This window comes from Hymenobacter arizonensis (assembly GCF_900115775.1).
Taxonomy (GTDB): domain Bacteria; phylum Bacteroidota; class Bacteroidia; order Cytophagales; family Hymenobacteraceae; genus Hymenobacter; species Hymenobacter arizonensis.
This window is the reverse complement of the sequence record NZ_FOXS01000001.1, coordinates 880809-906480: the sequence shown is the minus strand read 5'-3', so window position 1 is coordinate 906480 and position 25672 is coordinate 880809. Positions and strand designations below refer to the sequence as shown.

Sequence of the window (25672 nt, the reverse complement as noted above, 5' to 3'; positions counted from 1 at the left end):
CTCCCGCTGCTAAGAAAGCCGCTCCTGCTGCTGCCAAGAAGGCTCCTGCTGCTAAGAAGAAGTAATCCTAAGCCACTTAGGCTGTCGGGCTTTGCGAAGCCCTTTGAATAAGTGGCCTGGCTAACGCCAATGAAAAGGCCCCGCTGCATGCAGCGGGGCCTTTTTACTTTTTGAATATACGAGTTTGAAGCAAGCTGGCTCTTCCGAACCAATCTAGCAGCCTATTCTAACTCAATCAGGAAATAGTTCTTCTTGCCTTTTTGCGCCACCAGGTATTTCCCAGCCAGCAGTGGCAGGGCCGCGACCGCAGCTTCGGGGGAAGCTACTTTTTCGCGGTTGATGCTCACCCCGCCGGCCTGAATCATCTTTTTGGCTTCGCCTTTCGAAGGGAAGATTTTGTGCATGGTGCTGTCGCTAAGCAGCGTGACTGCATTGAGTCCTTCCACCTCAGAGCGCATGACGTGGATGTGCGGGACGCCAGCAAACACATCGAGCAGGGTGGCTTCGTCTAGTGACTGCAAAGCGGCTAGGTCGCCTTTGCCAAACAGTACTTCCGAGGCGGCAATGGCGGCTTCGGTGGCTTCGGCGGAGTGCACGCGGGTGGTGACGTCGCGGGCCAGCGCTTTTTGCAGCACGCGCAGGTGCGGCGCCTGGGCGTGTTCGGCTTCCAGGGCCAAGATTTCGTCCTCGGTGAGCAGGGTGAACACGCGAATGAGGCGCGGGGCGTCAGCGTCGGCGGCGTTGAAGAAGAACTGATAGAACTGGTAGGGCGAAGTCAGGGAAGCGTCGAGCCACACGGTGCCCGTTTCCGACTTGCCGTACTTCGTGCCGTCGGCCTTGGTGATGAGCTGGCCGGTGAGGGCGTAGGCTTTGGCTTCGGTGCCTTCTGCGTTGGAGATGCGGCGAATCAGCTCCGTGCCCGTGGTGATGTTACCCCACTGGTCGGAGGCCCCCATTTGCAGGGTGCAGCCCAGGGTTTTGTTAAGATGCACGAAATCGTAGCCCTGCAGCAGCTGGTAGCTGAACTCGGTGTAGCTGAGGCCTTCGGCGCCGCTGTCCTCGTTGCCGCTGATGCGGCGCTTCACCGAGTCTTTGGCCATCATGTAATTCACGGTAAGGTGCTTGCCTACTTCGCGCAGAAACTGCAGGAAGCCGAACTCCTTAAACCAGTCGTAATTGTTGACCACCAGTGCTCCGGTGGGGCCTTCGGAAAAGTTCAGGAACTTCTCCAACTGCGCCCGAATGCCGTCTTGGTTCCGCCGCAGGGTCACTTCGTCGAGCAGGTTGCGCTCGGCCGATTTGCCGCTGGGGTCGCCAATCATGCCCGTGGCGCCGCCCACCAAAGCCACGGGTCGGTGGCCAGCGCGCTGCAAGTGCACCAGCAGCATAATAGTGGCCAGGTTGCCAATGTGCAGCGATGCTGCCGTAGGGTCGAAGCCGATATAGCCGGTGATGGGAGCATTAGCCGCTAAGTGTTCGGCGGTGCCGGGCACGGCGTCGTGGTACATGCCGCGCCAGGTCAGTTCTTGAATTAAATCCAATGCGTGAAGGAGTAAATGAGTGAATGGGCGAACAAAGTGAAGAATTCACCCGCCAACGTGACCCCAAAGGTACTAGGCGGTTTTACCTTTGCCAGCGTGGAGAAACGGGCCGCCCGTCCTTCCACCCATTGACCCAATCGCGCATTCACCCATTGATACTAGAAGCCGACGTCCTTCTCAAGCAGCTGCAGCAGCGCCAGTTTCAGCCCGTGTATTTCCTGCAGGGCGAAGAACCCTACTATATAGATGCCGTAGCCGACCTGATTGAGAAAAATGCGCTGGCTGAGCACGAGCGCAGCTTCAACCAAGTGGTGCTGTATGGCAAGGACGTGGACGTGACCGGCATATTGGGCCAAGCCAAGCGGTTTCCGATGATGGCCGAACGCTCGGTGGTGATTGTGAAGGAGGCGCAGTCTGTGGCCGATTTGGAGCAGGAGCGGAGCTGGCCCTTTCTGGAAGCGTACCTAAAAAATCCGCTGTCTAGCACCGTGCTGGTCTTTTGCTACAAGCACAAGACCCTGGACAGCCGCAAGAAACTGGGCAAGCTGCTGAGCGGCAAAGACTCGCCAGCCGTGCTTATGACTAGCAAAAAGCTCTACGACAACCAGGTGCCGCAGTGGCTTACGGCCAATGTGCGCAGCCGGGGCCAGCAGATTACGGGGCAGGCCACGGCCATGTTGGCCGAGTACATCGGGGCCGACCTCGGCCGGCTGGCCAATGAGGTAGACAAGCTGGTGCTGAACCTCAAACCTGGGCAGCCCATCGACGAGGAATTAGTGCAGCAGCTGGTGGGCATCAGCAAGGACTACAACATTTTTGAGCTGCAAAAAGCCCTGGTGCAGCGCGACATACTTAAGGCCAACCGCATCCTGGGCTACTTCGCGGCCAACCCTAAGGCCAACCCGCTCATTCCCAATCTGACCTTGCTGTTCGGCTTTTTCAGCAAGCTCTTGGTACTGCACCAGGCGGGCCCCAACCCTGCCGATGGCGAGTTCAAAAAGCTGGGTATCATGAACAGCTTTGCCCAAAAGGAATACCAGCAGGCCCTGCGCGTGTACCCGGTGGAGCGCGTGGTGGGCATCATTCACCTTATTCGGAGGGCCGATGCGCAGAGTAAGGGCATTGAGAGTGGCTCGATGGACGACGGCGAGATTCTGCGGGAGCTGGTGTGGCTGATTCTGCACCAAGTACCGGAAGGCGTGCTGGGGTAGTCGGAGCAGCGAGTGGGTCTGGGCCTGGCGTACTTAAACTGGGCCCTACAAAAGGGGCAATGGAGAAGGCATTTCGGCGTTGCTTAGCAACCTACGGCCATTTTTCGCTACTTTTGGCTACTTCCCGGGCCCGATTCGGCCCCCATGCAAGGTATTTTCATGAAGCTATTTCCCCAGCTGGCGCTGGCCGCGGCCCTGAGTGCCGCGGCGCCAATGGCAGCCCACGCCCAGCAAACCCAAGTTTTCGCCGCCGACGAGCGGTTCTTTCAGGAGGGATTAGAACTGTTTGACCGCGGCCAGTACGGCGCGGCCAAGCAGGCATTTCGGCAATACCTGGCCTTGGAACCCGTGCACACCAGCCAAGCCAGCCCCATCCCGACGGACCGCACCGCCGATGCCGAGTACTACTACGCCGTGAGCGGCCTGTACCTGTTGCATCCCGATGCGGAAGGGCTGATTTTGGCCTTTGCCGAGCAGCATCCGGCGCATCCGCGCTCTGCGGTCGCCTATTTCGAGCTGGGCAAATTCTACTTCGACCAGAAAAACTACGAGGCGTCCATTCGCTACCTGCAAAAGGTAGCACCCGACAACCTCAGCAACGAGCAGCGAGCCGAGTCCGACTTCAAGCTGGCGTACAGCTATTTTGAGCAAAAAGACTACGAGAAAGCCCGCTTGCTGTTTGACCGCAGCAAACAGGTGCCCAGCCAGTTTAAATACTCCAGTTCGTACTACGCTGGCTACCTGGCCTACCGGGCCGGCGACTTTGCCGGCGCTCGCACCGACTTGGCCGTAGCCGAGCAGAACGACGCTTATAAGCCCGTAGTACCCGCTATTCTCTCCCAGATTTATTACCGGGAGGGCGACTACGATGGCCTCATCAGCTACGCGACGGCCGCGCTGAAAAACACGCCACCGCCCCAAAACTCTGCCGAAATTCAGCTGCTGGTGGGGGACGCATTTTACCAGAAAGAAAACTACAAGGAAGCGGCCGAGTATTTCGACCGCTACGCCGCCATTCAGAAAGGCAAAATCGAGCCGAAGCTGCAGTACAAAATTGGCTTCGCCAATTACAAGATGGGCGACTTCAAGGGGGCTATTGCTGGCTTGCGCAACGTGGCCGTGCAGCGCGATTCCCTGGGGCAGAACGCCGCTTACCATTTGGGCTTGAGCTACGTGCAGGCCAATCAAAAGCCGCAGGCGGTAACGGCCTTTGAAGCGGCGCGGCAGGGCTCCTTTGACAAACAGATTACGGAAAATGCCACGCTCAAGCTTGGGCAAGTGCAGTACGAGCAGGGCAACCTGCCGGAGGTAATTGCGGTGCTGCGCGACTTCAGCAAGAAGTTTCCCCGCTCAGCCAATCAGCCTACGGTGGATGAATTGTTGAGCACCAGCTTTCTGGCCTCTACCGACTTCTCGCAAGCGCTGGCTTACCTCGAAGGCCTCGACGAACGCAGTGAGAAGCTGAACGCGACTTACCAGCGCGTGGCGTACTCGCAGGCGGCTACGCTTTACAACAACGGCAACTACGGCGCGGCCCTGCCGCTACTGGACAAGTCGTTGAAATATCCTTCCGACGACGCGTTGCGGGCGGCAGCGCAGGTGCTGCGCGGCGAAATCTACAGCGTAGGCCAGCAGTACCCCGACGCCATCAAGGCCTATACGGCGGCGGAGCGCTCGACCCGGCGCGGTGGGGTGAGCGCCGAGGAAACAGAATTTGAGCAGAAAGCCCGCTACGGGCTAGGCTACGCCTACTACAACACCAAGCAATACGACCGCGCCCGGCCGCAGTTTCAGGCGTACGTGAGCGACAAATCGGCCAAGCCCTCGGACCCCAACTACCACGACGCTACCCTGCGCCTGGCAGATACTTATTACGTTGCGAAAAGCTACCCGCAAGCGCTGGAGCTCTACGACAAGGTAATAACGGCTAACGCCGCCGATAAGGACTTCGCTTATTATCAAAAGGGCCGAACCTTGGGCCTGATGGGCCGGCGCGACGAAGCCACTAATACCCTGGCGTCGCTGCTGAAAACCAACCCGAATTCCCGCTATGCCGAGGAGGCCGTGTTTCAGCAGGCACAACTGTCCTTTGAAGCGGGCGAGTATCAGCCCGCCGCAACAGGCTTCTCGCGCCTCATTGATAACCGGCCCAACAGTCCGCTCTTGCCCCAGGCCCTGCAAAAGCGCGGGGTGTCGTACGCCAACCTGCAGCAGCAGGAAAAAGCCGTGGCCGATTTCCAGCGGGTACTCACAAATTTTCCCCGCAGTGAAGCCGCTTCGCAGGCTCTCTACAGCATGCAGGAAAGCTTGGCGGCGCTGGGCCGGACCGAGGAGTTTGATGCTGCACTGGCTTCTTTTAAAGCGCAAAACCCGGACAGCAAGGCTACGGAAAGTGTCGAGTTCGAAGCGGCTAAGTCTTTGTATCTAGCTGAGAAATATAAGCCTGCCATCATACGTCTGGAGTCGTACTTGAAGCAGTATCCGCAAACGGCCTTGGGGCCCGACGCTCGTTTCTTCCTGGCTGACTCCTACCTGAAAACCGGCGACAAACAGCAAGGCCTGACCCGCCTGCGCGAGGTGGTGACGGAAGGCAAGAGCGAGTTCCTCAACCGCGCCGTGGGCCGTTTGGCCGACCTGGAGTTTGAGCATAAGAACTACTCGGAATCGGCGAAGTACTACGAGCGACTGCGTACCTCCAGCACCAACCGGCGCGAAGTAGCCAACGCCACCCTGGGCCAGATGCGCAGCCTGTATGAAAGCGGCGACTACCCCGGCACCCGCCGCGTGGCCGAAGACTTACGCACGCAAGCCGGCGCCACGGCCAATGCTACCAACGCTGCATTGCTTTACATGGGCAAAGCCAGCTACCGGGCCGGTAGCCTCGACCAAGCCGTCACGGAACTGGCCGCCGCTGCTGCCGCTGCACCCAACGACGTGAACGGGGCCGAAGCTCAGTATTACCTGGCCGAGACGCTTTTTAAGCAGAAGAAAAACGAAGAAGCTATCGCAGCCGCTCTGAAGGTAAACTCTAGCTTCAGCAGCTACACGTTGTGGCAGGGCCGGGCTTTTCTGCTGGTAGCCGACGCCTACGCCGCGCAAGGCGACAATTTCCAGGCGCGGGGCACGCTCAACTCCATCATCGACAATAATTTCCCGGTGGCCGAAATTGTGGCCGGAGCCAAGCAGCGCCTCAAAGCCCTGGGGGCTGACCAGCCCGACGAAACTCCGGAGCCCGCCGCGCCCAAAACTGCCCCCACGAAAGCCCCTGCCAAAACCCCCGCCGCCCCAGCTCCAGGCAAGGCGGCTCCTACGCCGGCCCCCACCAAAGGTAAAGCCGCTGCGCCCCGCACCAATGTGCAGGGCAATTCCATTGCGCCCACCGAGGCCGACTCCCAGCGCTAAGTTCAGCGTAGTTTCTCAATGAATAATCGATTGCTGATGAAGCGTTTGTCCTTAGTAAAATATAAGCCGCTGGTGCGCCAAGGCTCTAGTGCGGTGGCTGGGTTGGTATTGGTCGCCGCTTTGGTAGGAGGCGTTGCGCCCACTGCTGTGGCCCAGCCCACCAAGCCCCGCACCACGGGTAAGATTGAAGAAGCCGAAATCGAGATTGTGAAGGAGCGGGTAAACCAGCTGCCTGAAGCCACGCGCAACTTCGATAAAATCAAGCTGCCGGAGCCACCCCCAACCGAACGGAAAGTCGCTTACACTTTTCCCGATTTCCGCTTGCCAGCCGACCGCCTGAACCCCTCGGTAAAGGTGCTGACCATCCGCAGCGAAGAGCTTACGCCCCTTACCGGCAACTTCTTGAAAGCGGGCTTGGGTAACTACGGTACGTTTTACGGTCGCGGTTATTTCCACAGCACCCGCAACACCGACCATTCTTACGGACTCGACATCAAGCACGTCAGTTCCCAGACGGGGCCGGTTGATGGTAAAAATTCAGGGGTTTCCGAGTCCAGTGCCCGCCTGATGGGCGAGCTGTACCGGGGCACGGCTGCATTTGGCGCCGCGCTGGACTTTGGCCGCGAGCGGTACAACTTCTACGGCTACGAACGGGCCGCCAACCAGCCCGAACCCACTGTGCGGCCGGAAACGGAAAGCATCAAGCAAATATTCAAGCGCTTTGGTGTGAAAGCCTATGCGCACAACCGCGCCCCCGACCAGGTGCTGACGTACGATGCCAGCCTGGGCTACCGCTATTGGGGCGACATGTTTGACGCGCAGGAAAACAACGTGATGGTAAATGCCAAAGTGGGCTACGCCCTGGGCGATGCCAGCCGCATCACCGTGACCACCGACGCCTCCTTTATTTCGGAGAAGGACATTGCCCCCGGCAATCGGCCGCAACCCGCACCCGATAACACCCAGACGCGCAATCGCACCTTTATTCAGGCAACGCCGGCTTATGAGTTCATCAAGAAGCGAATAGCCTTCACCGTGGGCGCTACCCTGGGCTATTCGTCGGACACCACCACCAACGTAAGCCGGGGCGTGGTGTATCCGGCTGTGCGGCTGGGCTATACTGTTGAGCCCGAGAAGTTCATGCTGTATGCGGGTCTGGGCGGTGCCCTGCAGCGCGTGACTCGCTACGACCTGAGCACCGAAAACCCATGGCTCAACCGCGGCCTGAACGTGGCCGATACTCACCGCGGCCCCACCATCTATGCCGGCTTTACTTCCACGCCCGCCCGCGGCCTTGAGCTTAACGCCCGCGCCACCTACGCCCGCGACCGCAACCTGTATTTCTACCTAAACAACCCCGTCGACCCCACCAAGTTCGACCTGGTATATGACCAGAATGCGACCGGTGTTTTGAACATTCACGGCGAGGTACTTTACAGCGCAGCTGAGAAATTCCGTCTCGGCTCGCGAATTGATTTCAACAAATACGCCTTGCGCAATCTGCCGCAGCCCTTTCACCGTCCCGAGTTCCAAGGCACGGTGTTCGGTACTTACAACGTGTTCGACAAGCTGATGCTGGGCCTGGAGGGCTATTTCTACGCCGCGAGCTACGGTATTAGCTACCGGCCGGCGTCGAACCCGGGCGAGGCGCGGGTGCCGGATTTTTATCGCGCCACCGACCCCATTGTCGATTTAAACCTGCGGGCCGATTACCGCATTACGCCAAAAATATCCATCTTTGTAATGGGTAATAACCTCGCCAATCGTTCGTACCAGCGCTTCTACGGTTATCCGGTGAAGGGCGTCAACGTGATTGGTGGGGCTACTTATATGTTTTAGGAAGGTCTGCTTGTTGAATGCTGAGTGACGTGTGCGTTATTCAGGCTTCTGACATTCAGACGCTTCGCTAAGCATATAGCTCAACATTGATTATATAAAACCGATATGCTGCACTTAGCCGACCACATCCGCCCCCTGCTCCGCGACCACGACTGTGTGATAATTCCGGACTTTGGGGGACTTGTGGCCGATGTGTCGCCGGCTCGTGCCCAGCCCGGCCGGCAAGCGCTGAGTCCGCCAACCAAGCTCGTGGCCTTTAACCAGGCCCTGACCCGCAACGACGGCTTGCTGGTAGATGCGTTGAGCCAGCACCTGGGGGTGTCGATTGCGCAGGCCCGGGAAGCCGTGCGTACCGCCGTGGCCGGTTTGCAGCGCGAATTGGAGGAAACCAATCGGACCGAATTGCCGGGCGTTGGAATCTTTCGCCGGGCCGTGGGCCGCGGCCTAGCTTTTGAATACACGGGTACCGATAACTTGCTGGCTTCGGCCTTTGGTTTGCCAGAGCTGGCCGCCCGCCCTGTGCGCGCTACGGATTCGCGCGCCAAGAGCCCGCAACCTGCTTTGCGTGGGGCCGCCACCCGCCGTTCGCGGTGGGCGCGCTTGGTACCAGGAGGGCTGGTGGCTGCAGCCGTGGGCCTGGTTTTGCTGGTCAACTACCAGATAGGGGCCCTGCCCACGACCTGGCAGAAGCAACTGCCGCAGCTGGAGTGGGCACAGGCGCGCCCAGCGCCGGCCATTACCGAGGTGCAACAAGCTACGTTGGGTCAGCATGACTTTGTAGGGCATGGCAGCCCCGCGGCCACCGAAGGCATGACTCCATTGGAAACGCCTGCCACTACGCCTGTTCCGCAGGTTGAGACGCAGCCTGCTGCCGTAGTTCCTGAAGAAACCAGTGCAGCTATTAAGCCGGAAGCCCTTGTGGCAGCACCTGCCACAGTCGCTACTGAGCCAGCGGTGGCATTTACAACCGAGAAGCCTGCGGCGTCCTCGCCCATTGAAGCTGCACCGGTTGCAGCCACCAAGCCGGCGGCAGCTACCGCTCCGGCCGTAGCTAAGGCAGTAGTGGCTGCCAAAACCGCTAAGCCTGCTGAAGTAAGCTCGACTACAATTAAAAATCGGACCGGTCGTTATTATGTCATTGCTGGTGCTTATCGCAGCCTGAATGGCGCGGAAAAGGGCCGTCAGACCTTGGCTCGCACCGGACATGCCTCTTATATCATTCTGCCGCACCCCGGCAGCCGGCTGTTTCGTCTCACGGCTGGTGATTACCCCGACCTGGCTTCGGCCCAACGTGAGGCCCAGCGCCTGCGCATCACCACGCGTTGCGATTACAATACTTTGAAATTTTAACCCCTAGCATGTCCGCATTCCTCTTGCAAATTGCCGCTGCTGCGGCCGATACTGTAAATACCGCTGTTTCCGATGCTCCGATAGTTCAGTCCGACGTCCCAGTTATTGACTTAATCCTGCGCGGGGGCTTGATAATGGTTCCCCTGCTGGCGCTCTCCCTGGTTTCGGTTTACATTATTATTGAGCGCTACTTCACCATTCGCCGCGCCGCCGGCAACCCAGAGTCGTTCATGAACGGCATCCGTTCGCTGATGGTGAAAGGCGACTTGGCCGGGGCCAAATTGCTTTGCGCCCAAACGGCTTCGCCACTGGCCCGAATGGTAGAAAAAGGCCTTCGCCGCATCGGCCTGCCCCTGAAAGAGATTGAAACCAGCGTTGAAAACGTCGGCAAGATTGAAATTGCCCGCCTCGAAAAGAACATCAGCATCCTCGGCATCATTGCTGGCATTGCGCCCATGCTGGGTTTCGTTGGTACTATCATCGGGGTTATCAAGATTTTCTACTCCATTGCGGCTACGAAAGAGTTCGGCATTCCGCAGGTAGCCGACGGCTTGTATGTGAAGTTGGTTACCTCCGCAACGGGTCTGATAGTGGGTATCATTGCCCACGTGGGCTACCACTGGCTGAGCATCTTGGTAGAGCGCATGGTGTTCCGGATGGAAAACTCGGCTATCGAGTTCATGGACATTCTTCAGGACAACTAAAATGGGTGCTGAATTTATTAATGTGCTGAAGTGCTGATGCTATTATTTGTCAGCCTTCAGCACATTTGCACATCAAGCCCCTAGCACATCAACCAATGAATCTTTCCCGCCGCCGTCGCCTCACGTCACACGTCGAGACTGGGGCCATGAACGACATCATGTTCTTTCTGATGTTGTTCTTCCTGATTGCCTCCACGCTGGTAAACCCCAACGTTATCAAGCTTCTGTTGCCCAATGCCCGCTCGAGCAAGCAGGTGATGAAGCAGCCCATTACCGTTTCGGTGGATGCAGCAGGTACCTATTTCGTCAATAAGAAGCCTGTCAATCCCGCTTCGGTAGAGCCGGAGTTGGTGGCGCTGATTGGCACCGTACCCACCACGGAACAGCCCACCGTGGTGCTGCGCGTAGACAACTCGCTGAATGTGCAGAAGCTGGTTGACATTCTGGAAATCGGCAACCGCCTAAAGTTGAAGATGGTGATGGCCACCCAGGCCCAGCAAGCAGCTGGCAAATAACAACAAGAGGCTAAGGCCCTAAGAGAAGCTGCTTCGTTGCGCTCGGCATAAAGTTCTTGTTGTAGCCAAATGTGCGTTTCTATTGGGTTTTGAACTCCCTGCGTTCTGCATCGTTACTTCTTAATAGCATCAAAATTCCATCACCTCAGTACCCCAAGATGGCTATTGATTATCCAGAACCGCACCGCCGCGAGGGCCTGATTGGAACCTTAATTCTCCACGGGCTGCTGCTGCTGTTCTTCATGTTTACCTTTTTCAAAGGTCCCAATCCGCCGCTGGCGGCTCTGGGCGGCGATGGCGTGGAGCTGAACTACGGTATCGACGAGGCCGGGTCTGGCGACGTGCAGAGCATGGCCACGGCCAACAACTCGCCCAACCGTGTAGATAGCCGCCCGCCTATTGCAAGCCCCGACCCGCAGCCTCGCCCCGTGGCCGCCGCTACGCCCGACCCCACGCCGCCCGCTCAGGAGAAGATAATCACCAGCGACGCCGAGGAAAGCCCGGTATCGGAAGCTCCAGTTGAGACACCGGCCCCGCGCAAGGAAGAAGTGAAAGTGGCGCCCAAGCCTGCCCGCAAAGTAGCCGCCGCGTATTCGCCCAATGGCAACGCCACTGGCGGCGGCAACGGCGTGAATGGTACCAGCAATACCCCCACGGGCAACAACAACGGCGACCGGCCCGGTACTGTGGGCGACCAAGGCGACCCCAACGGCTCGCTAGATGCCAAAGCCCTGTACGGTGCACCTGGTAGCGGTGGCAGCGGCAGCAGCCCCGGCAGCGGGGGCCTGGAAATGAGCGGATGGCGTTTCGAAAGCACGCCGGTGGTGGAAGCCATTGACAACAACTCGGGCGTGATTCGATTCAGAATTAGAATCTCGTCTGATGGCGAAGTAGAGTCGGTGTCCAAAGTATCGGGCAACGTATCCAGTGCTCAGGAGAAACTCTGCCGCGACAAGCTGCTTGATGCCAATTTTATCAAGACCAACAGCGCTGCGGGGGGAGCTACCGGATTTTATACTTTTAGATTCACCGTACGATAATCTCACTGAGAACCAGTCTGAGCCCCGTGGTCTGCCAAGCAGTCCGCGGGGCTTTTTGCTGAGTTGAGGCCGGAGAGCCGTTAATTTGTGGATTCCAATCTCATACAATCCCTGTAGCCTTGACCTATTCTGAAACGCTGGCCTACCTCTACGAGCAGTTGCCCATGTTCCAGCGGGTGGGCGCAGCAGGTTTCAAAAAAGGGCTGGGCAACACCCTAGCGCTGGCAGAGGCCCTGGGCAATCCGGAGCGGGAGTTTCGCAGTGTGCACGTGGCCGGCACCAATGGCAAGGGCAGCAGCTCGCATCTGCTGGCGGCGGTGTTGCAGGCGGCGGGCTACAAGGTGGGGTTGTATACCTCGCCGCATCTGCGTGAATTTACCGAACGCATTCGCGTGAATGGCCAGGAACTAGCACCTGACTATCTGGTGGCGTGGGTAGCCCGCTGGCGGCCGTTGTTTGAGCAAGTGCAGCCTTCGTTTTTCGAGATGTGCGTGGCCCTGGCATATAACTACTTTGCCGAGCAGCGCGTGGACATTGCCATTGTGGAGGTTGGCCTGGGCGGCCGCCTTGACTCCACTAATATCATCACCCCGCTGGTTTCGCTCATCACCAACATCAGCCTCGACCACCAAGCGCTGCTGGGCAACACGCTGCCTGAAATAGCGGGTGAGAAAGCTGGCATTATCAAAGCTGGAGTGCCGGTAGTAGTTAGCCAAACCCAGCCGGAAGTAGCTGAGGTTTTTAAGCGCGAGGCCGCGGGCAAGCTGGCTCACTTGGTTTTTGCTGACCAGATATATGAGACTAAGTTTACCGCCGAGCCTGAGCCCGAAACGGGCCTGCGCCCCTTGGTCGTGACGCAGCACGGCCGGCCGTATTTGCCAAATGCAGAACTGGGCCTCCCAGGTGACTACCAGCAGTTTAACCTGCCCGGCGTGCTAGCTACCCTGGACGAGCTTCGGGCCCAAGGTTTTCACATCACGGATGCTGCGGTGCGTACTGGTCTGCGGCAGGTAAGCCAGCTCACCGGCTTGCGCGGGCGCTGGAGCATTATTGGGCGGCAGCCGCTGGTGGTGTGCGACACGGGCCATAACACCGCCGGCCTGCGGCTGGTGATGGCGCAGTTGCAGCGGTTGGAGTATAAGCGCCTCCATATGGTGGTAGGGGCAGTGCAGGACAAAGACGTTGCGGCCATGTTGGAGCTGCTGCCGGCAGCGGCCACCTACTATTTTTGTGCAGCCAATATTCCCCGGGCCTTGCCTGCTCAGGACTTAGCCCAACAAGCCTTAGCGTTGGGCTTGAGTGGCATGGCTTACGGCTCGGTAGCGGCAGCTGTGGCGGCTGCGCGCGCTGCCGCGGAACCCCGGGACGTCGTGTTTATCGGCGGAAGCACCTTTGTGGTGGCAGAAGTCGAGGAGTTGTTTGCTCCGGCGCGCCCCGCTTAAATCTTTACTTTTTCATTTCATCCGACCTTCCCTTTGCCTCGCGTCAAACTGCACCGTTTTACGGACAACGCCACCCGCCCCGACATCATTGAACCCGGCAAGCCCGAATACGAGCAGCTCGGCGGCCGGTGGCGCACCGATTTTTTCAAAGCGCCGCATCCGCTGACCCTGGAAGTAGGCTGTGGCAAGGGGGAGTACACCGTGGGCCTGGCGCAGCGCCACCCCAGCCGAAACTTTTTGGGGCTCGACATCAAGGGCGAGCGCATCTGGCGGGGCAGCACCCGCGCCGCCGAGATGGGACTGACCAACGTAGGCTTCGTGCGGATGCGCGCCGAAGCCTTGGCTGCGCAATTCGGCCCCGGCGAGCTAGATGAAATCTGGATTACGTTTCCCGACCCCCGGCCTCGTGACCGGGACATCAAGCGTCGACTCACGTCCCCGCGTTTCCTGGCCTTGTATGAGCAGCTATTAACCGCTGGTGGCCTGCTGCATCTTAAAACCGACAACGAAGGCTTGTTTGAGTATACGCTGGAAACCCTGGCTGCCCGCCCCGGAGCCCGGGTGGAGCGGTTCACGCGGGACCTTTACGCTGAAACCGGGGAGGAATTCACCGAAGCTCAAGCTATTCAAACCAACTTCGAAGGAAAATACCGGGCGGTAGGCGTGCCCATCAAGTACGTGCAGTTTCGGCTGAGCTAATGTTTTAGTTGTCCGTTGGTGGTTGTCCGTTGTCAGAGGTTTTGTACCTGCTTTTACTGACAACGGACAACTACCAACGGACAACTAATTACTCCGTTTCCAGGGCTTCGAATACTGCTTCGAGCTGGTCAAAATCGCGCAAGCCGGGTTTTACTTCGTCGCCGGAAGGGAACACCAAGCCCGCTAATGGAAGCTGGGTGGCCAGGTGCCGGGCAAGGTCGGGCAGTAGGCCGGGGCCCAACCATAGGGGGTGATGTTGGCCAATTGCAAAGAGCTTATCCAGGGTTTCGGTGGTGAGGGGTTCGGTTATCTCGATTACCAGGCCTGCCGAAGAGTGGGGCAGATACCCCGCAATGCCAACCGAGCCAATGGCTAGTTCGACGTAGGCAGGTGGGGCAATTTCAGCGAGCTCCGCTACCGAGCGGGGCTGGCGCAGGAGCACGGCATCAAGCGCGCATTCGGCGGCTATAGCGTTGATTTCAGGGGCGGTGAGCTGGTCGAATTCACCTATTAGTTCAACTCCGGCCACCCAGCCGGTTAGCTCCTTCACGGCCTTGGTGTCGAGGAAACCGGGAATGGCGGGGTCCAGAATAAAGGTGAGTTTATCGGCACCCATTCCGGCGCAATAGCGGGCATCGGAGAGGTTGTTGATGCCGCGGATGAGGAGAGGGAGCAGGTGAGGCACTAAAGGGGCAATTAGTAATGAGCAGTTAACAATGAGCCCCTGCCTGTGAACGAAACAATGCGTTTCAGGCCAGGGGCTGGTGCAAAAGTAGAGCCGGCGAGCGGGCTGGGCGGCATTTGGGTAGCGCGCGCCCGCTGTATCTTCGCCGCCATGAACTCAACTCGCCGCGCCACCTTGCTGGCCCCGTCGTTTCTGGCTGCCGACCTCGCCAATTTGCAAGCCGAAACCGAACGGCTCGCGACCAGCGCCGCCGATTGGCTGCACTTTGATGTGATGGACGGCCGTTTCGTGCCCAACATCTCCTTCGGCTTGCCGGTGCTGCAGGCCGTGGCGCGCTACGCCAAGCAGCCGCTCGACGTGCATTTGATGATAGAGGAGCCGCAGCATTATCTCTCGGCTTTCCGCGACGCCGGGGCCACCAACATTACGGTGCATTACGAAGCCTGCCAGCACCTGCACCGCGTGGTGCAGCAGATTAAGCAGCTGGGCTGCAAGGCGGGCGTGGCCCTGAACCCGCACACGCCCGTGGCGCTGCTCGAAGACATTGCCGCCGACCTGGACGTGGTGCTGGTGATGTCGGTTAACCCGGGTTTTGGAGGACAAGCCTTCATCCCGAACACCCTGAAAAAGGTGGCCATGCTGAAAGAGCTGCTGCTTGATGCCGGCTCCGATGCCCTGATTGAGATTGACGGTGGCGTGAGCCTGGCCAACGCGGGGCCACTCGTAGAAGCCGGTGCCGATGTGCTGGTGGCCGGCAACTTTGTATTCAGCGCCGCTGAGGGCCCGGTTGCTACCCTGGCCAGCATGCGCGACTACTTGGCGGGGCTGGAGCTGAACACAGCCGACGCCTCAACCACCCGCCGGGGGCAATAGCTGCTATTGACGCCCGTTATCTGAGCATCGTGAAAAAAAAGGTTACGCCGAGAGATTCAGCACTGCGGGAGAAAGGCCAGGGACGCCGGATTCGGGTGGGAGCCGGTGGCTTGGTGCTGCTGCTGTTGGCCGCGGGGCAGGTACAGGCGCAAGAGCCGGTGCCCGCGCCGGTGCAAGTGCCGGGCACTGCGGTGATAACCGTGACGGGAACCTTGCGCGAGGCCAACGGCCAGCCGCTGGAGCTGGCGGCGGTGGGAGTGGAGGGCCAGCCCGGCGGGGACAACACCACTGCCGAAGGTGTATTCAGGCTGCAGGTGCGGGTGCCGGAAGCGGGCCAAAACATGGTGCTTATCATCCGCCGCCTGGGGTATTTGCCTTTACGGGTGCCCCTGAGGTTGCCCGCCGACGCCGCGGCGCCCTTGCAGCTGACGATGCGCCTTGATACCAAAGCCTTGGGAGGAGTGAAAGTAACCGGTCGGTCGGACCAGGCCGACACCCGCGAGCAAGTGAGCATTACGCGAATAGACCCGCGTTCGGCCAAGGAGATTCCTTCGCCCTTTGGTGATTTCAACGCCATTCTCAAAACGCTCCCGGGCGTGGTCTCGAACAACGAGTTGAGCAGCACCTACAACGTGCGCGGCGGCAACTACGACGAAAACCTCGTCTACGTCAATGGCTTCGAGATTTACCGGCCTTTCCTCGTCACCGCGGCCCAGCAGGAGGGACTGAGCTTCATCAACCCCGACTTGGTGAAGCAGGTGGAATTTAGCAGCGGGGGCTGGCAGCCGAAGTATGGCGACAAGCTGGCCTCCGTGCTGAGTGTCGACTACAAGACGCCCGAGAAATTTGCAGCTTCGCTCACGGGCAGCCTGGTTGGCGGCGCAGCGCATGCCGAAGCGCGTTCGGCCAACGGCCGCGTGAGCTACCTGGCCGGCGTTCGTTATAAGAATGCCCAGTACGTGCTGAATGCGTTGCGGCAGGCCCAGGGCGGCTACAACCCGACCTTTTACGATGCGCAGGCGTTTGTGAACATTGGGCTGGGCAAGAAGGAGGACATGCAGCGCACCACATTGGGCCTGCTGGGGGTGGTGGCGCACAACAACTACCGGTTTTCGCCCGAAACCGGCCAAGCCACTTTCTCGACCGGTCTCAACCAGTTTACGCGGGTATTCATTGCCTACGACGGCCGCGAGCGGATGCAGTTCGACACCTACCAGAGCGGCCTGAACCTGAAGCACGACTTCTCGCCCAACCTGCAAATGGAGCTGCTGGGCTCGGCCCTGCTGTCGCGCGAGCTGGAATACCGCGACGTGGAAGCCGCTTATTCCTTTGCCGAAATAAACCGCGACCCGACCTCGCCGGATTTCAACCAGGCGGTGCGGCAGCGCGACATCGGTTCGCAGTTCAAGAACTCGCGCAACAACCTTACGGCTCAGATTTATACCGCCGAAACCCGCGGCCGCTGGACGCCCGACGGGGCGCATACCGTGCGCTGGGGCGCCAAAATTGGCCGAGAGCGAATCAGCGACGTCCTCGACGAGTACAGCTTTGCCGACTCGGCCGACTTCGTGCCCGACGAGCGGCGCCTGCGGCTGCGCTCCGACCTGCGCCTGCTAAGCACGCGCAGCCAGGGCTTTGTGCAAGACACCTGGGCGCTGGACTCGATGCGCACCGTCAGCTACGGGGTGCGGGCGCATTACTGGACCACCAACGGCCAACTCGTGTTCAGCCCGCGGGTGCAGTACTCGCAAATCAGCCGGCGCCACCCCAACCGCTCGTTCAAGGCCGCGGTGGGCGTGTACTATCAGCCGCCATTCTACCGCGAGCTGCGCGACCAGCAAACCACTCAGCTTGGCGTGCAGCAAGGCTTTCTAAATCCAGCGCTGCGGGCTCAGAAGTCATACCACTTCATTGCGGGCAAGGAAATCAGCTTCGAGCAGTTTGGCCGGCCTTTTAAGTTCTCGGGCGAAGCCTACTACAAGTACCTGACCGACGTGGTGCCTTACGACGTGGACAATGTGCGGCTGCGCTACTTCGCTAAAAACAACGCCACCGCATATGCCGCCGGTTTCGATGCCCGCGTGAGCGGGGAGTTTGTAAAAGGGGCTGAATCGTGGTTTAGCCTGGGCCTGCTTACCACCCGTGAGAATGTGGTGGGGGATTCGATTAGCATCTTCAACGCCAATGGCAACCAAACCAGCCGCCAGGCCAAGGAATACATTCGGCGCCCCCAGGACCAGCGCCTTAACGTGGGCGTGTTTTTCCAGGACCATATGCCCAATAATCCCTCGGTGCGCGGCTATGTAAACATTGTGTACGGGACTGGCCTGCCGTTTACACCCCCCAACCAGCCCGATTTGCGCGGTACCAACGCGTTGGAGACCAGTTATAAACGTGTGGATTTGGGCTTTTCGAAAGTGGTGGGCCTTAAGAATAACAATGCCCCCAAGGCCCACTTCTACAGCTTCGAGAGCCTCTGGATGGGGCTGGAAATCCTGAACGTGTTTGCAGCCAATAACGTGGGTGGCTATAGCTACCTGCAGGACGTGAACGGCGTGACTTATTCGGTGCCGAGCTACCTCTCACAGCGGGTGGTGAATCTGCGGGTAATTGCTCGGTTTTAGGCCAGTACCTTATTTTTTGCCCAAGGCAATTTCATCTCTAGATGGAGAAGCCTGTGGTTCACTAATAATTCGGTACTGCTGGTAAAACTTGTTTTGGAACACCTCTTTCGGGTCGTAGCGTTGCTTTAGGGCCACAAACTTCTGGAATTGCGGATATACCCGGGCCAATTGAGCCGGCTCGGCGTGTAGCCGATATGGCAGGTAGTAAGTGCCGCCCAGGTGCTCGGCATCGGCAATGAGCTCCTGAGTTAGCGCGACCATGTCGGCTTCATCGGCCGCAGTGGTTCCCTGATTAAAGAAGAGGACAAAGCCGAAAACTTCTTCCCGCGCGTAGGGCAAAAAAGTGTCGGTATCCGCGTAAACGTTGCGCAGCGTCACGTTCAGCAAGTCGGCTTTATGCTGCGGAATTCGCCGTTGAAGCGCCAGTCGGAAGGCGTTGTACTGCTGGGCAGGAATAAAGTATTCGTGCAGCACATCGGTTTGACCGGCAGTACGGTTGAGGTAGAACGCGGGGCTTTCGTTCATGATTTCGTTGCGGGAGTACTCATTGCCAACTTGCGTTTGGCTGAAAGACTGTTCCAGGTCCCAGCGCAGCTGCTTGCCGTACTCGTTGTGCTTGGAGCCCAGAAAAACGGCCCGTTTGAATGCCGTTAGCCCGGGTTCGGGAAGCGGATACTGGGGCGGCGCTGCTCGCTGGGTAGTGAAGTAGTTCAGCGTTGCTTCTTCCAGGAAGTTGGTTGGCGTCACATTGAGCCGGCCATAAGCCAGGTGCACCTGCGGGTTGGCATCGATGTGGCGCTGGTATTCCTGCAAGTAATGACCAGCGTCCATTTTTACTCTTTGGTAGCGATAAACTTTATTTGCGTGGGTCTGAAGTTGCGCTTCCAGGATAATTCCAAATAGCCCGTAGCCGCCCAGGACTAATGCAAACAGCTCCTGGTTTTGCTGGCGGCTGCACCTGAGCAGCTGGCCATCGGCGAGGAGCACCAGCACCGATTGCACAGTGGCCGCAATGGGCGGCTGGTTGGGTTGCCAACCGTGGCAGTTCACGCTCAGCGAGCCGCCCACCGTAAAAGCATTATCCGACTGCATGGTGGCCACGGCGCGGCCGTAGCGGTTCAGGTAGGGAATGACGTCGGCCCAGGTTGCACCGGCGCCCACCGTGAGCAGGTTGGTTGCCGTGTCCAGGCGCATGTGCTTGAAGGGCCGCATGTCGAGGCGAATGCCGCCCGGTGCGAGGGTGTGCCCGCCCATGCTATGCTGCGAGCCCGCAATGGCGACCGACAGGCTTTTCGTGCGGGCCAACTCTATCAGCTGGCGCAACTGCAGCAACGCCGCCGCCGAATCAGTTTCGACCGCTATGGTATGCATGCGGGTGGGGTTGAGCCCACTGATGTCGTTGGCCAGGCGCGGGCTCGCGGCGGTCGTCGATTGCTTATCGCGCAAGTGGGCTTGCCATAAGTGCGAGGCGGGCCGAACGGCCACGGATGCCACAAGTCCACAGCTTGCTAGCAAGCTGCCAAGAATGATTTTTTTCAGGGCCATGTCGTTCACCTTTGGGTTCATATTGAATGACCCAAAGGTGGAAGTCTGGCAGGGGCTATTTCCTGACAAATGTCATATTCGTCAGCTGTTGCGAAGCCTATATCAGCTTCCCCCGCAGCCGGCTCAGGGTTTCCGGGGCCATGCCCAAGTGGGAAGCAATGTGCTGTACGGCCACCCGCTGAAACACCGTTGGAAAGTCCCGTAACAGCAATTCGTAGCGCTCGGCCGCCGTGCGAGAGCGCAGGTGCAGGGCACGCTGCTCGCTGAGTACATAATACTTCTCCAGGAGCAGCCGGCCGATGTAATTAAATTCCGGGAAGTCGCGGTACAGAAGCTGCAACTGCTCGTAAGAAATCGAGTACACTACGGCCGGCTCCAACAGCTCCAGGCATTCTTCGGAGGGCTGCTGCGTGAAAAAGCTGAGAATGGAAATCACAAAATCGCCGGCCTGCATAAACCACGACGAGACTTCGCGGCCGTGCACCAGTGTGTAGCCGCGCACCAGCCCGGTCTCGATAAAATATATACGCCGGGCTATTTTTCCGGGCTGCAGCAGCGAGTGGCGAGCCGGCAGCTCTTCGCGCAACGTGCTGGCTGCAAGGGCCTCCGCTAGAGCGTCGCTGAGGGGCTGCAAGGTGTTCAAAAACGTAATGAAATTGCTCATACGGCGCGAATTTGTTGGTAAATATTGCAGCACGTTGCCATTTCTTTTCGATTAGCCCCAAACCTTTGCCATAGGTTACTGGTATGAAATTCCGAAACGAAATAGGCGTTCCGCTTATGGCCCTTTGAATTTCTGTTCTACCTTTGCTCCACATATGAACCGATTGGCTTCCCTGTTTTGCTCTGATGCAACTGCCGCGCTGGCTATTGGCGTGGCCGCAGGCAATGCTGTAGTTGTGGGTGCCCACCATCGCCACCACCATCTGTGGGAGGCCGGGTTGTGTGCCGGGTGCTAAGCTAGCACCGGCCTCCCGCGCCTCCACCGCCGCGCTCCGGGGTGTGTTTGCGCCGGGCTTCTCTCTTTCAAATTTGGGCAATTTCACCACCGGGCAATCTTGCCGGGGTCGAAGTACTGGTTGCTGCCAAGGCAGCCGCGCCCGCCTCTTACCCACTTCATGCTACGTTTAGCCATTCAAAAGTCCGGTCGCCTGAGCGAGGATTCCCTCACCCTCATTCGCGAATGCGGCATCAACTTCATCAGCAGCTCCTACAAGCTGAAGACCGAAGCCACCAATTTTCCGCTCGAAATACTGTTTTTGCGCGACGATGATATTCCGGGGTACGTGCAGGATGGAGTGGCCGATTTGGGCATCGTGGGCCAGAATGTGCTGGTAGAAGCGGGCCTGCCGCAGTTGGAAGTTGAAGCCCTGGGCTTCAGCAAATGCCGCCTGAGCCTGGCTGTGCCCCGCGCCGATGCCTACGCTTCCATAGCCGCTTTGCAGGGCAAGAACATCGCTACTTCTTACCCCAACATTCTGGGCCGCTACCTGGCCGAAAACGGCGTGCAGTCCAACTTGCACACCATCAGCGGCTCGGTGGAGATAGCGCCTAGCATCGGCCTGGCTGAGGCTATTTGCGACATTGTGAGCAGCGGCTCAACCCTGCTCGGCAATGGCCTGCGCGAAGTTGAAACAGTATTTCGCTCAGAAGCCGTTCTCATTGCCCAGCCCAACCTGACGGCCGAGCAAACCGAGCTGCTCGAGCAGCTTCAGTTTCGCATGCAGGCCGTGCGGCGCGCTAAGCGCAGCAAGTATATTGTGCTGAATGCGCCCGTTACGGCGCTGGAAGAAGTGCGGCGGTTGCTGCCTGGCATCAAGTCGCCCACCGTGACGCCGCTGGCCGAGGCCGGTTGGGTATCGGTGCAGTCGGTGGTGCAGGAAGACGAGTTCTGGCACATCACCAGCCAGCTCAAGGCCGTTGGCGCCGAGGGCATCCTTGTATTGCCCATCGAAAAGATGATTGCCTAGCCGCTTCGCCATGCAAGTCTATTCCTATCCCGACCCCGGCACCTGGCCCGCGCTGCAACTGCGCCCCGCCGCTGCCGAAGCGCCCCAGGTAGCCGCCCGCGTGCGCTCTATATTTGAACAGGTGCGCGAGCGGGGCGATGCTGCCCTGCTATCCTTAGCCACCGAGCTCGATAAAGCTACCCTTACCAGTTTACTGGTCTCGGAAGCTGAGTTTGCGGCCGCCGCTGCTCAAGTGCCGGCCGAGTTGCAGGCCGCCATCCGGCAGGCCAAAACCAACATTGAAACTTTCCACCGCGCTCAGCGCGAGCCGGAGCTGCAGGTAGAAACCATGCCCGGCGTGGCGTGCTCGCGCCGGGCCGTGCCCGTGCAGCGTGTGGGCTTGTACGTGCCTGGGGGCACAGCTCCCTTGTTTAGCACCTTGCTGATGCTGGGGGTGCCGGCCCGGCTGGCGGGCTGCCCCGAGGTGGTGGTGTGCACGCCGCCCCAGCCCGATGGCTCCGTGAGCCCGGTTATTCTGTTTGTGGCGCAGCTGCTCGGCATCGACAAAGTGGTGAAGGCGGGTGGGGCGCAGGCTGTGGCCGCGCTGGCCATTGGTACGGTGGCGGTGCCCGCGGTTGATAAAATTTTTGGGCCCGGCAACCGCTACGTGACCGCGGCGAAGCAGCTAGCAGCAGCCGAATTTGGCGTGGCCATCGACATGCCCGCTGGTCCGTCGGAGGTGCTTGTTATTGCTGATGGCAGCGCCAATCCGGCGTTTGTAGCCGCCGATTTGTTGTCGCAGGCTGAGCACGGTCCCGATTCGCAAGTGGTACTGCTCAGCGACAGCCCGACCATTATTGAGCAAGTGAAAGCCGAGCTTGACCGCCAGCTGGCATCGCTGCCCCGGCGCGACGTGGCGGCGCAGGCCCTCGCCAACAGCCGGGCCGTGCTGCTAGCCGATGCCGTCACGATGCTGGCTTTCTCCAATCAGTACGCCCCAGAGCACCTGATTCTGGCTACTGATAATGCTGAAACCCTGGCCGTGCAGGTAGTAAATGCTGGTTCCGTATTCCTGGGGCACCTGACGCCTGAAGCTGTGGGTGATTACGCCTCAGGCACCAATCACACTTTGCCTACCAGCGGCTACGCCCGCCAGTACAGCGGGGTGTCGCTCGATTCTTTCGTAAAGAAAATCACCTTCCAGCGGCTTTCGCCGGTGGGGCTGCAGGCCCTAGGCCCGCTGGTAGAAACCATGGCCGATGCCGAAGGCCTTGCCGCCCACGCCCGGGCCGTGACCCTGCGCCTAGAGGCATTGGCTGCCAGACCAGCTCCGAAAGCTGAGCAGTCCGCCCCGGCTGCCGATAACCCGTATGCTGGTCTAATTCGGCCAAGCGTGGAGCGTATGCAGCCGTATTCGTCGGCCCGCGACGAGTTTGAAGGCATGGCACCGGTCATGCTCGATGCTAACGAGAACAGCCTTGGCTCCGTGGGCCCAGACGATTTCAGCCGCTACCCCGACCCGCACCAACGGGCCATCAAAACCGATTTGGCGCGTTTGAAGGGAGTGGAGCCCGCCAATATTTTCCTGGGCAATGGTTCGGACGAAGCCATTGATTTGCTGGTGCGCCTCACCTGCACGCCTGGCAAAGACAGTATAGTGGTGTGCCCGCCTACCTACGGTATGTACGAAGTGGCTGCCAACCTTAATGATGTTAAGGTTGAGCGGCTGCCGCTCACCGCTGATTTTCAGCTGCCGGCCAATGCCGCGGAAGTACTGGCAGCTTCCTCAGCTAAGGTGGTATTCCTGTGCTCGCCCAACAATCCTACCGGCAACTTGCTGGCCGAAGCTGCATTGGAAACAATCTTGCGCACTTTCCGGGGAATTGTAGTGGTGGATGAAGCCTACGCTGATTTCGCAGCCGCGCCGAGCTGGACCACGCGCCTGGCTGAATTCCCGCGCTTGGTGGTGCTGCAAACCTTCTCCAAAGCCTGGGGACTTGCCGGACTGCGCTTGGGCGTAGCCTACGCCGCGCCGAAGCTGATAGAGTACTTCAATAAAATCAAGCCGCCTTATAACATCTCGGCCGCCACGCAGCAGCACGCTCTGGTAGCCTTGGCCGACGCCCCGCGTCTCCCCGAGCTGCAGGCCGAACTGTTGAGCGGCCGGGCTCTGCTGGCGGAGGAGTTGCCGGCGCTTCCCATTGTGGAGCACGTTTTTCCTTCCGATGCCAACTTCCTGCTGGTTCGTTTTAATGTCGACGCCACGGGTTTGTATGACCAACTCCGCGCCCGCGGCATTGTGGTCCGCAACCGCACCAACCAGCCCGGCTGCGCCGGCTGCCTGCGCCTGACCGTTGGCACTGCCGACGAAAACGTCCAGCTGCTGCAAGCCCTTGCGGAAATAGGAGCCGAGCTACCTGCTGCAGTAGCTGCCCGCTAAAAATCAACTTACCCATCGATAATTGCCCCGAATTTGAAAAAGGCCCTGTTTATTGACCGCGACGGCACCATTCTGGTGGAACCTCAGCCCAGCCAGCAAGTTGACAGCCTGGAAAAGTTTGCCTTTCTGCCCGGTTGCATCAGCGCCCTGGCTCGCATTGCCCGCGACTTGCCTGAGTACGAACTCGTGCTGGTAACCAACCAAGACGGCCTGGGCACAGACAGCTTCCCGGAAGACACGTTTTGGCCGCCGCATAAACTCATGCAGGAAATCCTGGCCGGCGAAGGCATTCATTTCGTTGCCGAACACATCGACCGCAGCTTTCCGCACGAGGGACTGCCCACGCGCAAGCCCGGCACCGGCTTGCTGGGCCGCTACCTCGACCCAGCCCATGAATACGACTTGGCCAACTCCTATGTGATTGGCGACCGCCTCACCGATGTAGAGTTAGCCGTGAACCTCGGCAGCCAAGCCATCCTGATAGGGGAGCAGCCCGACGACCGCGCCGCACTCACCACCACCAGCTGGGACGCTATCTACCATCACCTGCGCTTCCCGGCCCGCATCGCTGTAATTGAACGGAACACCAACGAGACTCAGATTGGCATTCGCCTTAACCTCGACGGAACTGGCCAAACGGACATTCACACCGGGCTCGGTTTCTTCGACCACATGCTGGAACAGCTTGGTCGTCACAGCGGTGTTGACTTACACATAAGTGTAAAAGGCGATTTACGCATTGATGAACATCACACTGTAGAAGACACTGCCCTCGCACTGGGCACGGCCTTCTCGCAGGCGCTGGGTGATAAGCGCGGGCTGGCTCGTTACGGCTTTTTACTGCCCATGGACGAGGCCTTGGCACAAGCTGCCATTGACTTTTCGGGCCGCCCTTGGTTGGTGTGGAATGCCGAGTTTCGGCGTGAGCGGGTAGGTGATTTACCTACTGAATTGTTCTTTCACTTCTTCAAATCGTTCACGGACAATTCGCGCGCTACCCTTAATATTTCTTGCACCGGCGACAATGAGCACCATAAGATAGAAGCCATATTTAAGGCAGTTGCCAAGGCTATTAAAATGGCGTTGCAACGTGACGAATCATTGGCCATACCCAGCACCAAGGGTATTTTGTAAAATTCGAGTTTATACAAATGGGTAATAATATATTGCGCCAAAAGGTTAAATAAACACGATTCAGATGGAAATTGCAGTCGTAGATTACAAAGGAGGAAATGTGCAGTCAGTGCTCTTTGCACTGGAGCGCTTAGGAGCACAAGCTACTCTAACAGCTGACCCGGAGACGTTGCGCAAGGCCGACAAGGTACTGTTCCCCGGTGAGGGCGAAGCTTCATCTGCTATGGAAGCCTTGCGTGCAGCGGGCCTCGACCTGGTTTTGCCGACCCTGACTCAGCCGTTCCTTGGTATTTGCCTGGGCATGCAGCTGCTGGGCCAGCACAGCGAAGAAAACGACACTTCTATGCTGGGCTTGCTTCCTTTCAAAGTGCAACGGTTCGTGCCGGATGCGACGCATAAAGTGCCGCATATGGGCTGGAACAACCTTCAAGCCTTGCAAGGGCCGTTGTTTGCGGGCCTCACCGACGCCGACCATGTGTACTTTGTGCACAGCTACTATGCGCCGGTGGGGGCTTACACCACGGCGCAGGCCTCGCACCCGGCCCCGTTTAGCGCGGCGGTGCAACACGGCAATTTTCACGGCGTGCAGTTTCACACTGAGAAAAGCGGCGAGGCCGGCACCCGCATTCTTGCCAATTTTCTGAACCTGTAGTCTCCTTTTTCGACTTTATTTAAGCTG

Annotated in this window: 19 protein-coding genes; 15 read left to right on the top strand and 4 right to left on the bottom strand. The window is 58.9% G+C overall.

Features of this window, described 5'->3' with window-relative positions:
• Window positions 1-221: 221 nt before the first annotated feature.
• Entirely contained in the window at window positions 222-1541 is a 1320-nt protein-coding gene (gene tyrS, locus BMZ66_RS03835) for a tyrosine--tRNA ligase (protein ID WP_092669115.1), read from the bottom strand.
• A 128-nt stretch (window positions 1542-1669) separates the two neighbouring features.
• Here tyrS and holA point away from each other — a divergent pair, with 128 nt between their 5' ends.
• The 9 genes from holA to trmB all read left to right on the top strand — a co-directional run bounded on the left by holA (window position 1670) and on the right by trmB (window position 13743).
• The gene (gene holA, locus BMZ66_RS03830; RefSeq protein ID WP_234794965.1) at window positions 1670-2752 is read left to right on the top strand and encodes a DNA polymerase III subunit delta; all 1083 of its coding nucleotides are present in this window, start codon (window positions 1670-1672) and stop codon (window positions 2750-2752) included.
• A 159-nt stretch (window positions 2753-2911) separates the two neighbouring features.
• Window positions 2912-6154 (top strand): tetratricopeptide repeat protein, encoded by a 3243-nt coding sequence (locus BMZ66_RS03825; protein ID WP_092670258.1) that lies wholly within the window; start codon window positions 2912-2914, stop codon window positions 6152-6154.
• An 18-nt stretch (window positions 6155-6172) separates the two neighbouring features.
• Window positions 6173-7993 carry a TonB-dependent receptor gene (locus tag BMZ66_RS03820; RefSeq protein ID WP_143080044.1) on the top strand — a complete coding sequence of 607 codons (1821 nt, stop codon included), beginning with the start codon at window positions 6173-6175 and terminating at the stop codon, window positions 7991-7993.
• A 105-nt stretch (window positions 7994-8098) separates the two neighbouring features.
• Window positions 8099-9343, top strand: coding sequence for an HU domain-containing protein (locus BMZ66_RS03815; protein WP_092669112.1), 1245 nt, complete (start codon window positions 8099-8101; stop codon window positions 9341-9343).
• An 8-nt stretch (window positions 9344-9351) separates the two neighbouring features.
• The gene (locus BMZ66_RS03810) at window positions 9352-10047 is read left to right on the top strand and encodes a MotA/TolQ/ExbB proton channel family protein (protein WP_092669110.1); all 696 of its coding nucleotides are present in this window, start codon (window positions 9352-9354) and stop codon (window positions 10045-10047) included.
• 95 nt (window positions 10048-10142) lie between these two features.
• Complete coding sequence (locus BMZ66_RS03805) at window positions 10143-10562, top strand: ExbD/TolR family protein (RefSeq protein WP_092669108.1); 420 nt, start codon at window positions 10143-10145, stop codon at window positions 10560-10562.
• A gap of 158 nt (window positions 10563-10720) precedes the next feature.
• Window positions 10721-11602 carry a hypothetical protein gene (locus tag BMZ66_RS03800; RefSeq protein ID WP_092669106.1) on the top strand — a complete coding sequence of 294 codons (882 nt, stop codon included), beginning with the start codon at window positions 10721-10723 and terminating at the stop codon, window positions 11600-11602.
• 119 nt (window positions 11603-11721) lie between these two features.
• Window positions 11722-13044, top strand: a complete 1323-nt coding sequence (locus BMZ66_RS03795) for a bifunctional folylpolyglutamate synthase/dihydrofolate synthase (RefSeq protein WP_092669105.1) — start codon at window positions 11722-11724, stop codon at window positions 13042-13044.
• Window positions 13045-13077: 33 nt separating this feature from the next.
• Window positions 13078-13743 carry a tRNA (guanosine(46)-N7)-methyltransferase TrmB gene (trmB, locus tag BMZ66_RS03790; protein WP_092669103.1) on the top strand — a complete coding sequence of 222 codons (666 nt, stop codon included), beginning with the start codon at window positions 13078-13080 and terminating at the stop codon, window positions 13741-13743.
• A gap of 88 nt (window positions 13744-13831) precedes the next feature.
• On the opposite strand, the gene BMZ66_RS03785 is transcribed toward trmB, so the two are convergent.
• The gene (locus BMZ66_RS03785) at window positions 13832-14428 is read right to left on the bottom strand and encodes a beta/alpha barrel domain-containing protein (RefSeq protein ID WP_092669101.1); all 597 of its coding nucleotides are present in this window, start codon (window positions 14426-14428) and stop codon (window positions 13832-13834) included.
• A 150-nt stretch (window positions 14429-14578) separates the two neighbouring features.
• Here BMZ66_RS03785 and rpe point away from each other — a divergent pair, with 150 nt between their 5' ends.
• Both rpe and BMZ66_RS03775 read left to right on the top strand, forming a co-directional pair.
• Window positions 14579-15301 carry a ribulose-phosphate 3-epimerase gene (rpe, locus tag BMZ66_RS03780; RefSeq protein WP_092669099.1) on the top strand — a complete coding sequence of 241 codons (723 nt, stop codon included), beginning with the start codon at window positions 14579-14581 and terminating at the stop codon, window positions 15299-15301.
• A gap of 29 nt (window positions 15302-15330) precedes the next feature.
• Window positions 15331-17925, top strand: a complete 2595-nt coding sequence (locus BMZ66_RS03775; RefSeq protein WP_234794964.1) for a TonB-dependent receptor — start codon at window positions 15331-15333, stop codon at window positions 17923-17925.
• Window positions 17926-17934: 9 nt separating this feature from the next.
• On the opposite strand, the gene BMZ66_RS03770 is transcribed toward BMZ66_RS03775, so the two are convergent.
• Window positions 17935-19491, bottom strand: coding sequence for an FAD-binding oxidoreductase (locus BMZ66_RS03770; protein ID WP_092669097.1), 1557 nt, complete (start codon window positions 19489-19491; stop codon window positions 17935-17937).
• A gap of 76 nt (window positions 19492-19567) precedes the next feature.
• Window positions 19568-20134, bottom strand: a complete 567-nt coding sequence (locus tag BMZ66_RS03765) for a Crp/Fnr family transcriptional regulator (protein WP_092669095.1) — start codon at window positions 20132-20134, stop codon at window positions 19568-19570.
• 454 nt (window positions 20135-20588) lie between these two features.
• Between BMZ66_RS03765 and hisG the strand changes: the two genes are divergently transcribed.
• The 4 genes from hisG to hisH all read left to right on the top strand — a co-directional run bounded on the left by hisG (window position 20589) and on the right by hisH (window position 25645).
• Window positions 20589-21440, top strand: a complete 852-nt coding sequence (hisG, locus tag BMZ66_RS03760) for an ATP phosphoribosyltransferase (RefSeq protein WP_092669093.1) — start codon at window positions 20589-20591, stop codon at window positions 21438-21440.
• A gap of 10 nt (window positions 21441-21450) precedes the next feature.
• Window positions 21451-23859: a histidinol dehydrogenase gene (gene hisD / locus BMZ66_RS26410; protein WP_369407580.1), complete on the top strand. Its 2409-nt coding sequence runs from the start codon at window positions 21451-21453 to the stop codon at window positions 23857-23859.
• 33 nt (window positions 23860-23892) lie between these two features.
• Window positions 23893-24993, top strand: coding sequence for a bifunctional histidinol-phosphatase/imidazoleglycerol-phosphate dehydratase HisB (gene hisB / locus BMZ66_RS03750; RefSeq protein WP_092669091.1), 1101 nt, complete (start codon window positions 23893-23895; stop codon window positions 24991-24993).
• Window positions 24994-25057: 64 nt separating this feature from the next.
• Window positions 25058-25645, top strand: coding sequence for an imidazole glycerol phosphate synthase subunit HisH (hisH, locus tag BMZ66_RS03745; protein ID WP_092669089.1), 588 nt, complete (start codon window positions 25058-25060; stop codon window positions 25643-25645).
• Window positions 25646-25672 lie beyond the last annotated feature (27 nt).